This is a genomic window from Dysgonomonas hofstadii (assembly GCF_014196915.1).
Classification (GTDB): Bacteria; Bacteroidota; Bacteroidia; order Bacteroidales; family Dysgonomonadaceae; genus Dysgonomonas; species Dysgonomonas hofstadii.
Genome location: NZ_JACIEP010000006.1, coordinates 113,615 through 128,679 on the forward strand (window position 1 = coordinate 113,615; position 15,065 = coordinate 128,679).

Below are 15,065 nucleotides of genomic sequence, written 5' to 3' on the forward strand. Positions count from 1 at the left end.
TCATACATTAACACAAAAGTATGCCGCTTTGTTCTATTTTCATAATAGTAATTTTAATGCTTTATTATAAAAAAAATTATAGATTTGTAGTTTCCGATCAAAAAACAAAAGAACTATGGTGAATCTGGAATGGTACAGGACATTTAAGGCTATTTATCAATATGGCACATTAACCCGGGCTTCACAGGAGTTGATGATATCACAGCCCAATATGAGCATACAGCTGGCATCACTCGAAAGTTATATAGGGCAACAGCTATTTGTTAGAATGCCCCGCAAAATGATGCCGACTGAATACGGCAAGCGACTTTATACACAAATCGTGGAATCGATAGATAATCTGGAGCGTGTAGAGGCAGAATTTAAAAGGACTGTATTGAATAAGGCCCCGAATATCCGCTTCGGAACACCTTCTGAGCTATTCAACAATTATCTGGCAGAACATATCGGAGAAAATGCAGAACTTAATCTTTCTGTCGAATACGGACTGGCTGACAAGCTAACCGAAAAACTGATCAATAACGATCTGGATATAGCTATTATAACACGGCAGAGTAAATCGGAAGATGTACTTACATACGAACCTTTGTTTACAGAATCGTTTATGATAGTATGTAATCCGGAATTTGACACCAAGGAATTTGATTATTGTTTAGCCAACGATGATCTTCCCGGTACAGAAAAGTGGCTGAAGAGTCAAAAGTGGTATGCATATAGTAGCGATTTGGCTTTGATAAGGCGATTTTGGCGCGAAAACTTCAAAAGGCGCCCCATCCTGAAACTATATGCCACTGTACCCGATAATGATGCGATCTTAAAAGCTGTGGAAAAAAGCGACGGACTGGCTGTGTCGTCCGACCTGATAGCAGGCAGGCATCTTGAATCGGGGAAAGTAAAAATTTTGTGGGAAGGTAATGCTCCTGCAACTAATACTTTGTACCTTGCTTATAATAAGAATAAGATACAGCCTCAATATATTGATTTAATGAGAATCTTTATTACAACACATATAAAAACCGGAAATAAATAATTACCTATGAGATATATTTATATTCTTCTTTTACCTCTTTTGTTTACCTCATGTAGTGCCCAAATCGCAGGTTATGGGATGGTTGCTGTCATAGGACTTTTTGTCCTTATGTTTATTTTGTTCGCTTTGATGTTCTATCTGATAGCACGAAGGAAAAAACAAGGAGAAAAAAGTCTTGTGAAATTCAACAATGATGTATATATCGCACTTAATCAGCTTAGCACACCTCAGCAAAAAGTAAATATGCTGAATAACCTTATCGAGCGTATTAATAATGATGAAAAATACAAGAAAGATACTGAATGGCGAGACAAGGTTCTGCTGAAAACTTATTCTCATCTGGCTACGGTCTACTATCAGATGGGTGATGAGATGCAGACACTTCAAGCCAGCTCCAGGATTATAGAACTCGATCCGAATGACGGTATGGCATATTATAACCGGGGATCGATATACAGTAATATGGGAATGCTGGATAAAGCACTGGCTGACTTGAACCGTACAACCGAATTGTTGCCGGATTATGCGAGTGCATATAATAACCGGGGACTTGTACACGAAAAAATGGAACACTATGACGAGGCAATAAACGATTTTAACCGGGCAATAGAGCTTGAAGATTCGCCAATTGCATATTATAACCGGGGAAATACTTATTATGAACAAGGTGATTATAAAAATGCACTGGAAGATTATCACAATGCGTTGACAGGCGTTGACGATATAAATCAGGCAAACCTGAGGTCAGAAATAGAAGCAAGTATAAAGATCACAGAAGAGAAGAATAAAGAAACGCCTTCGTAATGAAGGCGTTTTCTGTTATTTAGCAAATGTGAGGTCTTTAACTGAGTATTTGAAATAGCCCGATTCGAATTGCACCATTATCACGTCTGCCATCTTTATCGGTTGCTTGATGGAGATAGAACCGGCTATAGGAGTTTTTGATGGAAATGTCACTGCATCTTTCAGTGTTAATGCCGCTTCATAAATATTGCCATCCTTGTCAATTATTTTACCATTGCTATAACTCCTGAAACTCATTTCCTGATCTTTATTCGCCTTATTCTCAACAACGAAGTTTATTTTCAGCCCTGAGGCCGACTCTTCGGCTTTTACCCATTTCAGGTAAATGTCCTTTCCTATTTCCATGACTCCCGGTTTTAAATTAGGATCGGCCTTTACCGGTACAGGAATATCCTTGAACTGCATTTTTATATCTGCACTATGTGTCCAGTCTCTTATATTAAGGAGTATAGCTGTTATGGGATTCATGTTTTTACTCTGGGTTTCGATACTAAAATCGAAACTGTAAGGAATGCCGGGCTGAAGTTCTTTATCGAATGATATGATAGAAGACTCCTTTTTTCCTCCCCACCAGATCACTTTCAGATCGTGTCCGTCGCCATCACTGTCGATCACACTTAATTTTAGATTCATAGCACGGATAACTTTGTCTGCTGTCATTTTTCCTGAGATCAGTAAACGATCTCCTATCACACGGGTAGATTCCAGACTGACAGATATTCCTCCCGAAGTTTGCACCTGTTGTGCAATAAGACTCAATGTGAATGATACAATGAGTAATGCGGTTAATAATAATTTTTTCATAGTGTCAGATTTTTGTAACAAAATGTGTAAAATAAAATAATTGATTCTTTTGTTTTCCTGGGTTCTAAAGATATGAAAGTATTCATAACGATGCAATAGTTTGAAACCCTGAAAAATAGAAGATTCATATTTTTATGACATTTAATTAATATTTGCTCCATATTCATCATTATTCTGCTTATCATTTGTTTCGTTTATACATAAATATATTTATACATATCTATCATTTTTATTATTTTGACAATACATATAATGGCATTATCTTTGTCATATAAAAAACAAGAACATTCTGATAATAAGAGGTGTTTATAAAAGTATAATCCAATAAAAAAAGAAAGGAAAAACAATTATGAAAACAACTTTATACCGTGCATCTTCGAGAGGCCATGCTTATCATGGATGGCTGGATACTCATCATACTTTCAGCTTTGCCAATTATTATAATCCTGACCGGATAAATTTTGGTGCCCTGCGAGTGGTTAATGATGATATCGTGGAAGCCGGAGAAGGTTTTGGCACACATCCTCACGATAATATGGAGATAGTATCCATACCATTATACGGAGATCTGGAACATAAGGACAGTATGGGACATACCGAAGTGGTTAGACCGGGAGAGATACAGGTGATGAGTGCCGGAAGTGGCATCACTCACAGTGAGTATAATTCAAGCGATGAAAATCCTTTAAATTTCTTCCAGATATGGGTGTTCCCCGACACAAAGAATGTGAAACCGCGCTATGATCAAAGGGCTTTTGATTTTTTGGAAAAGAAAAATGAACTTGTCCAAATAGTGGGGCCAAAAGACGACCCAGACAACCAAGCCTTATGGATACATCAAAGTGCATGGTTTAGCCTTGGCAGCTTCGATAAAGGTTCGGAGGTGGATTATAAGGTAAAGAAAAAAGGAAATGGAGTATTTGCTATGGTCATCGAAGGTGAATTTACGGTTGGAGGTCAAAAACTGCATCACCGGGACGCCCTGGGTGTTTCTGATATAGATGAACTGAAAATAACTACCGACTCGGAACATGGACGTATCTTACTGATAGATGTACCAATGGTATTTTGAATATAAAGAGATATGAATCAGAGAGTCCGGAGTATTAAATACTCCGGACTCTTTATTTTATTAAAAATAATACAATTTTAATTATGGAATATATAATGAATTTTCATCTATATATTGAATTTAAAATTGCGCTTCTGTAAAATAGGCTATTCCCCTTTAGCCTTCCCGATCTGACCGAATAATAAAGTCTCTCAAATCTTCCTTTATTATAAAATCAGGTCGGGTTTTATTTTACACTTATTCTTTATTTTCTATTTCTTTTTCCATATAATGGAACGAAGTTACATACCCTACCGGTAAGGTTCCCTCATTAACTGTGCCTGTTATGGTTGTCTGTATCAGCAAACCGGTTTCTTCATCAAAAGTATACTGATAAGCGATGCTGGCATATTCAGTTGTCACATTTTTTACGGTCTTGGAAATAGTCAATCCCAATATATTATTTTTATTAGGTTTACCTAAATAATCAGAAAAATACACCAGATTGGCTACCATTATACAGCTTGCTAACGTCTGGCTATGTGTATTAAATGGCATTTCATAGTTATACCTGCCCACAGGATTATAATCTGTATTGTCATAAGTATAGCTATACTCGTGTACAATTCCCGTAGAAGTTTGGGTAACTTTTATCCCTGTCCTGTTACCATTTACTATTGTATATTCTTCTGTATAACGCGGGCTTGTACCCCCAGTCACAGAGAAACTCTCCATTTTTATCAAATAACCGGCTCCGTCGTATGTAAAATGTATAGAATCGTTTTGTGATCTGCGAGGAGGATCTTCACTACTTACAGATTTTGAATATGTAACATGACGTGAATGCAATGCATTTCCTGTATTATCTAGCTGTATCAATAAACTATCAAATGTAATGGTCGAGCCGCTTTCCCTGATTCTGGAATAAGCAATCAGATTGTTCTCCAGACTGTCCACATTATATGTTTCCGTGTTTATTGTCTCTATGACTTTCATTACATTATCGTCATCATACTCAAAAGCAAGGTCTCCTCTGTCTATCAGCCCGTATTTACCTTCGGGATAATCAACCGTATCAAGAAGGTACATGAATGTAGGCGGCACAGGCTCGGGCTCGGGGTGATATAACTTAATATCATCATCAGAACATGAAATCCATAATACCGATAATAGTAAAGTAGCAACAAGATAGTGTATTGTAAGTTTCATCAGGTCTTATATTAGTATACTTTTAACACCCAAAGATAACATTTTATCTAATAAGTGCTCGTTAAAAGCCTTAAAACATTATACATAACATTAGATTTTTTTAATCCGGAAACCGTCTGTACTTCCACGCAAGTATGTATCTTTACACACCTAAATCTAAAAATATAAAGCATGATGAATTTACGGATACTTTTCATTTTCTTTTTCCTGATTTCGTATTCAGCAATCTTCTCACAGAAGGAACAGCGATTGAATCAAATTTATACAATGGCTCCGGTCAAAGTACAAAACCCTGTCATGATGGATTCTGTAAATATGAAAGGTAAAAAATTTACGGAAGACGATTTACTGAAAATGAGTTTAACTATTCCGGAACAAACAGCTTTTGTAAGACCTTTGAAATCTGACACTGCAGGCTACTTCTATCCAACTAAACCTGAAACAGGAACAGAGTTCCAATTATTTTCTTTCTATGTGTACTCTGACAGGTATGCAAAAGGAAATATAAAAGTAACGTCTCCAAATATGCTTGAGATATATGTAGATGGCAAACTCAGCGCATCGAAGACGACTAAAGAAGACCTTCTCCGGTCAGAAAAAAGCGTAACTGCGGCGTTTGGCCCTTCCTATCCGGCCGGAACCCGGATAGTTATTAAATTATTAACTACATCCGAAGAGAAATCGACAGCCCTGAAGATAACTGTTGAGAACGAAAAAAAGGATGACCGCACTATTTTTACTACAGAAAATACAAGCAAGAGATTTATAACTTTCCCCGACACATTCCTCGGTAAAAGAATAACCGGCACCAGCATTTCACCTAATGGCGGATATATACTGATCTCTTACAGGAATATGGTAAAAGAAAAAGCTGTTTCCACGACTGAACTATACGAAGTAAAAACCGGGAAACAAGTACTTATAAACAGCGGGAATACCCGACATCAGCTTGCATGGATGCCCGTGAGCGAAAAATTATACTACACAGAGATAACCGACAACGGCACTAACCTGATAACCATCGATCCTGCAACGCTGGAGGAAACGGTATTGGCAAAGAATATCCCCAACCAATATATAAGATTCTCTCCCGATGAAAGAACTCTGTACTACTCGAAAACAGAAAAAGCCGACGAGTCTAAAAGCGATTTGAAATTATGGAAATCGGCAATGGACCGTCAGCCGCAACCGTCAGGTTTTAACAACCGTTCGTACATTTATAAATACGATATTCACACAGGTCTTAGCCAGCAACTCACATACGGATCACTCTCTACACGCCTGAACGATATCAGTCCCGATTCTAAACAGTTATTATTTTCAATGTCTGAAGAAAATCCAACTGAACGGCCTTTCTATAAAAGTTCGATGTTCAGGCTCGACCTCGCTACAATGCAAATCGATACACTGTGGGTAAATGACGGCTTTACCGGTAGTGCAACATTTTCTCCTGATGGAAAAAAAATATTGATACAAGGTTCTGCCGAGGCCTTTGGTGGGATAGGGCAAAATATTGATCCGGGACAAATTGCCAACAGCTACAATAAGCTTGCATTCATCATGGATCTGGATACTAAAAAAGTCGATCCTTTCACAAAGGATTTCGATCCTAGCATCAATAGTTGTTTCTGGAATAAAAAGGATAATCTCATATACCTTGTCTCTACAGATATGGATTATGTAAATATTTACAAATATAATCCTTCAAACAGAACATTCAGCAAGCTTCCGCTCAACGAGGATGTGATACAAGCATTTTCTGCCGCAGACAACGGTGAAATCGCCGTTTATTATGGTCTGGGGCAAAGGAATTCAACACGGGGATATATATTCGACCTGAAGAGCCAGAAATCGACACTAATCTCCGACCCTTTCCAGGAAAGGCTGGCAAACATAACACTGGGAAAAACGGAAGACTGGAATTTCACCAGTTCGGCTGGAGTAGAAATAAAAGGAAGTTACTTCCTTCCACCTGATTTCGACGCCTCAAAAAAATATCCGATGATTGTCTATTATTATGGAGGAACCAATCCGACTTCACGCCGCTTCGAGGGGCATTATCCACCAAATGTATTTGCCGCACAGGGGTATGTAGTTTATGTAATACAACCGAGTGGTGCAATCGGATTTGGCCAGAAATTCGCAGCACTCCATGTAAATGCATGGGGTAAACGCACAGCGGAAGATATCATTGAAGGAACAAAACAGTTCTTACAGGAACACCCTTATGTAAATAAAGATAAAATAGGCTGTATAGGAGCATCTTATGGTGGCTTTATGACCATGTACCTGCAAACTCAAACGGATATGTTTGCCGCTGCGGTATCTCACGCCGGAATCAGTTCGATCAGCAGCTACTGGGGTGAAGGTTATTCAGGATATACATACAGCGCAGGAGCAAGCGCAAATAGTTATCCATGGAATAATCCAGACTTATATGTAAAACAAAGCCCTTTATTCAGCGCAGATAAAGTGAAAACCCCTATCCTGTTTACACATGGAGCTGTCGACACCAATGTGCCTGTTGGAGAAAGTATTCAGATGTATACCGCATTGAAAATACTTGGGAAACCTGCTGAATTTATACAGATTAAAGATGAAAATCACGGGATAATGGATTACAAGCGACGTGTGGAATGGAACAACTCCATCATGGCCTGGTTCTCCAAATGGCTGAAAGACGACAATGGCTGGTGGAAAACATTATATCCGGACAGTAAATAAAAGAATTTTTTGAAAAGAAACAGAGGGGATATTGATAAAATATCCTCTTTCTGTTTTAGATTTTTATTCCCTCACTAAAGGCAATGTCGAGCAACGAAGCAATCCTCCCATTTTTGATATTTCATAATACGGGATAGCTTCTACAGTAAGCCCCCAACTATCCCTCATGTAATTATTCAAACGCAAAAACCGTTCTTCACTGACGACAACAGAAGGCGATATTGAAAATACATTCGTATTCATATAATACATTTCCTCCCGTGTAATTTCAAACATATTCTCTTTGCCAAATATATCGACAAGCTGGTGATAATCCTTTATATTCCTGAATCCGTCTCTGTAAATAATAGCTTTGCCATTACCGACAGGCATAAAAGTACAATCGAGATGAAGAATTCCTTTGTATGGATCAGTATCGTTCTTTTTCAGTTCCAGTGCTATAAAGTTTTTATCAGGAAACAATTCTTTCAAAAATGCAATCGCATAAGCATTCGTCCGGGCTGTCTTATATTCCGGATAATCACGCTCCATATATGTGCCAATAAAAATAATATCATTATAAAGAACCACATCCCCACCCTCAACATGCGCTTTCTCCGGCAGATTATATATTTTATTAAAAGCAATATCACTATATATAGGAGCATAGGCTTCCTGTTCGTCAGCCCTGTCAGGAATTATATTGGATGTTATTATCTTATCATCGATAACAAATGCTACATCCCGGGCATATACCTGATTACAGTTAGGCAGGATAAGAGGCCGGCGAACCTCTACACCGTATTTCAGAAATACGTTCTCAAAAGCAGTCATCTCATTGGCGATAGCTTCTTCGGTAGGATACTCCCCTTTCTTTACTGTTTCATACGACTTAGCATCATATGTTTCATCCAGTGTGGGAATTTTCCCTAATGAATATGGCTGTCCCAATACGACTGTTTTCAATTGTGCTGTTTCGTTCTGTATATTTAAAATCATAATATAATTGTTTTATATCTATAAAGATAACGTTTCCCGTTCAAAATAGTTGAGCAGAAAAAAGCAGTATTCTTCCCACAATGAGAAAACAAAAAATATTTTCCTATATTTACACAGATTAAAAAGCAGATAAGATGAAACAAGTAGCAATCACAGGTGCAGCAGGTAATCTAGGTAATTTACTGGCTCAGGGACTGAAAGATACGGATATACATCTAAGCTTACTTATCCACAAGAAGGATGTATCTGAGGACTTAAAGAAAAAAGAAAACGTATCTGTCCATACTATCAATCTGGCCGAGAAAGAGACTTTGTTCCCGGCATTCAAAGGAGTAGACACGATTGTTCATTTTGCAGGTGTCCTATTCAAAGCCAATCCCGAAAAATTCTTACCTACTACCAATACTTTGTATTTCAATAATCTGTTGACAGTAGCTGTCCGGCAAAAAGTAAAACGCATCATACTGATTAGCTTTCCTCACGTAGAAGGAGAATCTACACCCGAAAACCCCGCAAAAGGCATTTTATCGGGCAACCCTGAATCGGCGCACGCCAGAACCCGCCTCGAAGAAGAAAAACTTTTGTTCCAATATGGAGACAAATATCAGTTTGAAGCAGTATCTTTGCGTGTAGGGATGGTTTATGGGAAAGGCATACTAATGATAGATGCCGGCCAGTGGTTTGCCCGGCATTGGCTGTTAGGCGTGTGGAAAAAGCCGACATATATACATCTTATATCTAAAACAGATTTTGTAAATGCAACGATAGCCGCCATACTGAAGCCCGGCATCAGGGGAATATACCATATAGGTGACGAAGGTGAGCAGACGTTGCAGCAATTCCTTGATGATATAACAACATACAGAGGCTACCATAAACCCTGGCGTATGCCCGTCTGGATGATAATGACCGCGGCCCGGGGCTTCGAACTGTTTTCATCCGTTTTCGGGACAAGAAGTCCTTTGACTGTAGATTTTATCAAAATTGGCATAGTATCCTATTATGGGAATACGAGCCGGATGAGAAAAGAATTATTGCCCAATTTAAAATACAGGACATATAAAGACGGAATATCCCTTTTTTAGAGAGGATATATCTTTCTTATTTATGCCAGTCAGTGGTTAAAATTATTATGATTATAATGAGTAATCGTTCAATTATTCTAACGCGCCCTTCGGGTTTGTTTTTCATTTTGGCATTGCCCAAAACGAAACAAAAGGCTAGTGCTTTGTTCCCCGCCGACCTGTCATCGGCTTGCCGGCTAAACCAAATAAACTCGCCTTCGGCTCAAACAGAATTTGGTTTCACGCCGTCTTCACCGGACAGGTGCCCGTCGTAGGAACCTATGCACGGAAAGCTGGCGCACGATAGGGAATTACCCTACCTTGAGGTGGCTTCGCCCGGTGGCATTTGTCCGTAGTGCGGGGTACCCGTCAGGCGAGAGGGGCGTGAAATGGGAAGCGTCCGCAGGACAATCTTTCCATTTAGCCCGTGAGCCTGTAACGGGTCGCACGGAGGATGAGCCACCAAAGAGTTTTTGGTTCCTTTTGGGGATTTGGGCAAAAGGAACACAAGCAATCTTCGATTGCGCGTAGTATAAGAGAAATGAACGATTAAATCTAACTCCTGATTCGCATTATTTAGATTGAGTAGACGACAGCTTTAGTATATTATGTCCACAAACATGTATTTTTTTAGAAAAACTTTATCTATGTAAATAAAGAGTTATAAATGATGAATTCGAAGAATTGGCAAGGCCAATTATATAAGTTATGAAATATTATTCGACAGAGCAAAAAAGAGCCAATCATGAAGTAATCGGCAAAATCAACGAGACGCATAAAATTTGTCAGGTTTGTCAGGTTTTTCTCTATGTCATGCCGGAGCGAAGCAAAACATCTATAAAGGATATCCTTCATTCTTCAGGATGACAAGAAAGGATTGAAAATTAAATTATGCGTCAACTTTGTCAACTTTTCATATTATATGCCGTTTAATTTTATTGATTAAAATCTGTTTATTTTTTATCAATGATGCAACTAATTTCAATGGTTCTGCATCAATACAAAAGAGAGTATAGTTAGCCGATGGAGGAACAATTGCTTATTGAGGGATGCAAACGTGGCGAATCATGGGCTCGTAAACAACTTTACGAGCAGTATACTCCTGTCATGATGGGAGTTTGCATGCGATACGTAAGCAACAGAGAGACAGCAAAGGATCTGCTTCAGGATGGTTTTATCAAAGTTTTCACCAAGATAGACATGTATTCCGGAACAGGTTCGTTAGGCGGTTGGATGCGACGCATATTCGCAACCACTGCCCTTGAATATCTCAGGCGAAACGATACGCTTAGAATGAGTGTAAATATTGACGACTATAACGATGCGACAGAAAATGTCGATTATTCGGCATTGGAACGTCTTTCCGCCGATGAGCTGATGGCGTGTATAGCAGAATTGCCAAATGGATTCAGAACCGTGTTCAACCTTTTTGCAATTGAAGGCTATACGCATAGCGAAATAGCCGAAATGCTCAATATTAAGGAAAGTACCTCTCGTTCACAATTTATAAGAGCCCGCAAGGCCTTACAAAAGAATGTGCAATTATTAATAATGGAAGAAAATGCCAGACTGGAAAGATCATAATAAATTACCTGACGAATTCAGTAATCTTATAAGGCAAAAAATAGAAGATTACCGGGTACCTGTCGACAGTGAATGCTGGAGCGGGATAGAGCAGCGTTTGCAGCCGAAAGGCGGCAAAAAATCGTTGTGGTGGGTTGGTGGTATTGCGGCATCGATAGCTATTCTTGTTGCGGTTCTTCTGTTTCGCCCTGCAGACCAAGGAGGAATAGTATCACCAATGATATCGACAGTAGAGCACCTGAATATATCCCTTCCTGAAAAACAAATCGAACAAGAAACAGAAGAAGCGATTGAAACAATATATCCTACATCAGCAAAAAAAACCCGGATTGCCGAGAACAAGCAAAGCCGGACTGAAGACAAGGACAAAGACAATACGGATGCAATAGAAAAAGAAATAAAAGAAACAATTAATTTAATAGATACAGTAAGCCTGGCCAGCATACCAGACAATACTCTCAACAACGCCTCTGACAATGAACCCGATGGAAAGAAGACTGATTCTACTTCTGACCAAAATAAGACAGAAAACAAGGGTTCTAAAAAAGTCTCTCAACCCGAAAAAATCTTACTCCCGAAAAAGAGTGCAAACTCTAGCAACTGGTTGTTGGCCGCTTCTGTATCCTCAGGTGGTAATAACGCTGCATCGCAAGCACAAACAATTAACAATATGCCGATGCGCGACTATTCCAACGCAACAGACATGACAAAAGAGCCTGTATACATGCTATCGAACAGTCAGATACCCGAAAATGAGTTTTCCGACTTCGATTACTCCCTGCCTCTATCATTTGGTGTCACAGTAAGAAAAGACATAAATAATATATTAGGAATAGAAACCGGATTAACGTACACATACTTGTCTACGACTATGAAGAAGGCGGGAACTCCTCAATATCAGGCAAAACAGGAAATACACTATCTGGGAGTACCCCTCAACCTTGTGGTTTACCTTTGGAATAACCCGAAATGGAATGTCTACCTGTCTGCCGGAGGAATGCTGGAAAAAGGACTAAAAGGTATTTATACCCAAGATATGTATCTGAACGGACAAAAGGCAGACGATACACGTATCAAAGGCAGTGTAGACGGAGTGCAATGGTCACTGAATGCTTCTGCCGGAGCATCATACTCTTTCTATCAGGGTTGGGGATTGTATGTCGAGCCCCGTATCTCGTATTTCTTCGACAATGATCAACCGATAAGTATCCGCACAGAAAAGTCTACCGTATTCGGTTTAGGTGCCGGATTCAGATATAAATTCTAAAAAGGCATCAATCATCATATAATTGCAGCCATATCATATATGGCTGTTTTTTTATTAAGTAATATACCTGATTAAACACTATCTTTGCTGTTCAATAAAGAATAATAGAATGAATTTCCTTGCGCACGCTTACCTTTCATTTGGCAATCCCGATATTCTTGTCGGTAATATGATCGCAGACCTGGTAAAAGGCAAGCAGATAGAATCCTATCCCGAAAATATACAAAAAGGGATTCATATACACAGACAAATAGACGATTTTACTGACAAACATCCTATCACTCACCAAACATCCGAAGTATTCCGAACGTCTGCCGGTAAATATGCAGGTGCTTTTCTGGACGTAGCTTATGATCATTTTCTGGCTCTGGATGAACAAAACACACCCGAAGGAGGCTGGCATAGCTTTTCAGAGCAATCATACCAGCAGATAGAACAGTATGCTGATATACTGCCTTCAAAATTTTGCACATTGTTTATGTATATGAGGAACGAAGACTGGTTCTATAACTACAGGTACAAGTGGATGATAGAACGTAGTTTCGACAGACTGAAAAGCCGGGCTAGTTATCTGGACGACGATGCTCCGGTCTTCCAAGGCTTCGAAAACCATTATGAAAACATAAAGAAAGGTTATATCCGCTTTTTCCCTGAACTAAAGAACTTCGTCCAAGGTATTTCCTTATAATATTTCTTTTCTACTTAAATACGCTAGATACCCGCTGCACAATATTCAACAGCTGGCATATATTATCCAGTTTCAAATCGAAATCGGAGTATTCCGGCGATGAATTCAGTGAATGACAGGTAATTATACCACTATCCATGTCCTGCTCTATAATTTGTTTGCAGAGTATCGTATTGTCGAGAACTACTATCCAGTTCGGATAATCTTCGGTATGTAGTTTATTTATCCAATGTTCTTTATTCAATTCCCGTGCCAGTACAATATCCCCATTGCTTAGGCTCCGTTTAGTATCATCATCCATACTATCGCCCTTTATTTCGAAAGCGAAGTATCGTCCATGCCCTATTTTATCTACGATGAAGTCAAACTCCTCGAATTCATTGTCTAAAATTTCAGCATCACGATATTCGTCTATATATTTGGCATAGGCCTTAACAGGAATAAAAGGTACGCGCATCCGGTATTTACCGTTCGCCATTTCATAGTATTTCACTCCCGATTTAGTTATCAGATAAGGTTCCTCTCCTTTTACTTTGTTAGACCGACTCATGCGTCCTTCTCCTTTCAAGAGCCAGTCTTCATTTACTCCAAAATAAGAGGCCAATATTGATATATTCGATTTATTGGGATTAGTCTTGCCCTCCACATAATTGGCAATAGTCCCCTTTGTGATAGCTGTATCTTTCCATATACGATAAGCGGTCACTCCCTCTTTTTCTAATAAATACTTTAATCTGTCTTTAAACTCCATAATTCCGCCTTTTTCTTTATATATTACATAACATATATAAGTAACACTCAACAAAAATAGTAAAATATTGAATTATCAAAATATTATTTAGGTTAAAAATCATCATTTCATCAAAACCATATATTAATATGAAGTTTTTTAGCTAGATTAGTATCCAATATTTATCAAAACCGAATATGATTGGCAGAAACGAAGAGGATAAAAGGTGGGGCATTATACAATGGATACTTCTGGCTGCTATCGTATTAATGATAGTATCTGCCATAGCCTATTTTTTCTTTGGCCTGCCCATAAAATTCATACCTATTATTTTTATTTTTCCTCTCTTGGGAGGGGTATTTTGCAGGAAATAGAACAAAATCCGAATTAATTGTTTTTTTAACAAATTAGTTATTTTAGGATAAACAATCGGTTTCAGTTGATTGTTATTCTAATAAATATCCTATATTTGTTAAACAGGAAAGTAAGTACTAATCTATAAAAATATAACGCTTATGAAAGGATTTATATTAGGATTGGCTGTTGGCGCACTAGGTGTATATGCAGCTTTGAAACTTTCGGATGAAGAAACCCGCGAAGAGTTACGTAACAGAGTAAACAATGCAACAGATAAAGCAAAAGCCGAACTTGACTATGGCCTGACTGTGGGAAAAAGTAAAGCATTACGAGCAGGTGTTATAGCCAGACAAGAAGTCAGGAAAGGTAAAAAAAAGATCAATGAAGTTACAGCCAATGCTGCAGGAAAATTAGCCGAAGAGTTGAGCGAAATAGAAGCAAAAGCAAAAGCCAACGCCTAAATAAAATAAGAAAAAGGAAGAAATCGGGACTAGTAGTATTTTCTAATTCCGGTTTTCTTTTCAAATAAAAAAATAATAGCCTCAGATATTCTTCTGAGGCTATTATTTTTTTAAGGAATCTCTTTCCTTAATGTAAAAAGCCCGCAAATTCCCTTCGCAGACTTTCCAACCTTAACACAAACTTTACAAAACTACACAATAATAGAGTTAAACTACAACCTAGTCAGGTTTTCATTTACATAAATATATTTTCCTCATATATTTACAATACAAAGATATGGGATTGAAAGTCAATAAAATTACAGAAACGAACC

At 38.4% G+C, this 15,065-nt stretch carries 14 protein-coding genes; 10 read left to right on the top strand and 4 right to left on the bottom strand.

Annotation, left to right across the window (positions count from 1 at the left end):
* The first annotated feature begins 115 nt into the window (after positions 1-115).
* Positions 116-1,030: a LysR family transcriptional regulator gene (locus GGR21_RS09625; protein ID WP_183307007.1), complete on the top strand. Its 915-nt coding sequence runs from the start codon at positions 116-118 to the stop codon at positions 1,028-1,030.
* A 6-nt stretch (positions 1,031-1,036) separates the two neighbouring features.
* Complete coding sequence (locus GGR21_RS09630; RefSeq protein ID WP_183307008.1) at positions 1,037-1,834, top strand: tetratricopeptide repeat protein; 798 nt, start codon at positions 1,037-1,039, stop codon at positions 1,832-1,834.
* A gap of 15 nt (positions 1,835-1,849) precedes the next feature.
* Here the strand turns inward: GGR21_RS09630 and GGR21_RS09635 are convergent, their stop codons facing one another.
* Positions 1,850-2,638, bottom strand: coding sequence for a hypothetical protein (locus tag GGR21_RS09635; protein ID WP_183307009.1), 789 nt, complete (start codon positions 2,636-2,638; stop codon positions 1,850-1,852).
* A 349-nt stretch (positions 2,639-2,987) separates the two neighbouring features.
* Here GGR21_RS09635 and GGR21_RS09640 point away from each other — a divergent pair, with 349 nt between their 5' ends.
* Positions 2,988-3,710 (top strand): pirin family protein, encoded by a 723-nt coding sequence (locus GGR21_RS09640; RefSeq protein ID WP_183307010.1) that lies wholly within the window; start codon positions 2,988-2,990, stop codon positions 3,708-3,710.
* A 237-nt stretch (positions 3,711-3,947) separates the two neighbouring features.
* Here GGR21_RS09640 and GGR21_RS09645 read toward each other — a convergent pair whose 3' ends face one another.
* Complete coding sequence (locus GGR21_RS09645) at positions 3,948-4,898, bottom strand: DUF4595 domain-containing protein (protein WP_183307011.1); 951 nt, start codon at positions 4,896-4,898, stop codon at positions 3,948-3,950.
* 174 nt (positions 4,899-5,072) lie between these two features.
* Between GGR21_RS09645 and GGR21_RS09650 the strand changes: the two genes are divergently transcribed.
* Positions 5,073-7,622 carry a prolyl oligopeptidase family serine peptidase gene (locus GGR21_RS09650; RefSeq protein WP_183307159.1) on the top strand — a complete coding sequence of 850 codons (2,550 nt, stop codon included), beginning with the start codon at positions 5,073-5,075 and terminating at the stop codon, positions 7,620-7,622.
* 63 nt (positions 7,623-7,685) lie between these two features.
* Here GGR21_RS09650 and GGR21_RS09655 read toward each other — a convergent pair whose 3' ends face one another.
* Complete coding sequence (locus tag GGR21_RS09655) at positions 7,686-8,600, bottom strand: dimethylarginine dimethylaminohydrolase family protein (protein ID WP_183307012.1); 915 nt, start codon at positions 8,598-8,600, stop codon at positions 7,686-7,688.
* A 134-nt stretch (positions 8,601-8,734) separates the two neighbouring features.
* Here GGR21_RS09655 and GGR21_RS09660 point away from each other — a divergent pair, with 134 nt between their 5' ends.
* From GGR21_RS09660 to GGR21_RS09680, 5 genes are all read left to right on the top strand, one after another.
* Positions 8,735-9,685, top strand: a complete 951-nt coding sequence (locus GGR21_RS09660; RefSeq protein ID WP_183307013.1) for an NAD-dependent epimerase/dehydratase family protein — start codon at positions 8,735-8,737, stop codon at positions 9,683-9,685.
* A gap of 213 nt (positions 9,686-9,898) precedes the next feature.
* A complete protein-coding gene (locus GGR21_RS09665) occupies positions 9,899-10,195 on the top strand; it encodes a hypothetical protein (RefSeq protein ID WP_183307014.1) in 297 nt (98 codons plus the stop codon).
* A gap of 492 nt (positions 10,196-10,687) precedes the next feature.
* Complete coding sequence (locus tag GGR21_RS09670) at positions 10,688-11,248, top strand: RNA polymerase sigma factor (RefSeq protein WP_183307015.1); 561 nt, start codon at positions 10,688-10,690, stop codon at positions 11,246-11,248.
* Positions 11,226-12,515: a porin family protein gene (locus tag GGR21_RS09675; protein ID WP_183307016.1), complete on the top strand. Its 1,290-nt coding sequence runs from the start codon at positions 11,226-11,228 to the stop codon at positions 12,513-12,515. The genes GGR21_RS09670 and GGR21_RS09675 overlap by 23 nt, the downstream gene beginning before the upstream one ends.
* Positions 12,516-12,624: 109 nt before the next feature.
* Positions 12,625-13,203 carry an acyl carrier protein phosphodiesterase gene (locus GGR21_RS09680; RefSeq protein ID WP_183307017.1) on the top strand — a complete coding sequence of 193 codons (579 nt, stop codon included), beginning with the start codon at positions 12,625-12,627 and terminating at the stop codon, positions 13,201-13,203.
* A 10-nt stretch (positions 13,204-13,213) separates the two neighbouring features.
* Here the strand turns inward: GGR21_RS09680 and GGR21_RS09685 are convergent, their stop codons facing one another.
* On the bottom strand, positions 13,214-13,954 hold the full coding sequence (locus GGR21_RS09685; RefSeq protein ID WP_183307018.1) for a S24 family peptidase: 741 nt from the start codon (positions 13,952-13,954) through the stop codon (positions 13,214-13,216).
* Positions 13,955-14,448: 494 nt separating this feature from the next.
* On the opposite strand from GGR21_RS09685, the gene GGR21_RS09690 reads away from it, so the two are divergent.
* Positions 14,449-14,751, top strand: coding sequence for a hypothetical protein (locus GGR21_RS09690; protein WP_183307019.1), 303 nt, complete (start codon positions 14,449-14,451; stop codon positions 14,749-14,751).
* Positions 14,752-15,065 lie beyond the last annotated feature (314 nt).

What these genes read in the sequence shown, in the direction of transcription:
- GGR21_RS09625 (WP_183307007.1), top strand. Translation starts at nt 116, where the DNA reads ATGGTGAATCTGGAATGGTACAGGACATTTAAGGCTATTTATCAATAT.
- GGR21_RS09630 (WP_183307008.1), top strand. Translation starts at nt 1,037, where the DNA reads ATGAGATATATTTATATTCTTCTTTTACCTCTTTTGTTTACCTCATGT.
- GGR21_RS09635 (WP_183307009.1), bottom strand. Translation starts at nt 2,638, where the DNA reads ATGAAAAAATTATTATTAACCGCATTACTCATTGTATCATTCACATTG.
- GGR21_RS09640 (WP_183307010.1), top strand. Translation starts at nt 2,988, where the DNA reads ATGAAAACAACTTTATACCGTGCATCTTCGAGAGGCCATGCTTATCAT.
- GGR21_RS09645 (WP_183307011.1), bottom strand. Translation starts at nt 4,898, where the DNA reads ATGAAACTTACAATACACTATCTTGTTGCTACTTTACTATTATCGGTA.
- GGR21_RS09650 (WP_183307159.1), top strand. Translation starts at nt 5,073, where the DNA reads ATGAATTTACGGATACTTTTCATTTTCTTTTTCCTGATTTCGTATTCA.
- GGR21_RS09655 (WP_183307012.1), bottom strand. Translation starts at nt 8,600, where the DNA reads ATGATTTTAAATATACAGAACGAAACAGCACAATTGAAAACAGTCGTA.
- GGR21_RS09660 (WP_183307013.1), top strand. Translation starts at nt 8,735, where the DNA reads ATGAAACAAGTAGCAATCACAGGTGCAGCAGGTAATCTAGGTAATTTA.
- GGR21_RS09670 (WP_183307015.1), top strand. Translation starts at nt 10,688, where the DNA reads ATGGAGGAACAATTGCTTATTGAGGGATGCAAACGTGGCGAATCATGG.
- GGR21_RS09675 (WP_183307016.1), top strand. Translation starts at nt 11,226, where the DNA reads ATGCCAGACTGGAAAGATCATAATAAATTACCTGACGAATTCAGTAAT.
- GGR21_RS09680 (WP_183307017.1), top strand. Translation starts at nt 12,625, where the DNA reads ATGAATTTCCTTGCGCACGCTTACCTTTCATTTGGCAATCCCGATATT.
- GGR21_RS09685 (WP_183307018.1), bottom strand. Translation starts at nt 13,954, where the DNA reads ATGGAGTTTAAAGACAGATTAAAGTATTTATTAGAAAAAGAGGGAGTG.
- GGR21_RS09690 (WP_183307019.1), top strand. Translation starts at nt 14,449, where the DNA reads ATGAAAGGATTTATATTAGGATTGGCTGTTGGCGCACTAGGTGTATAT.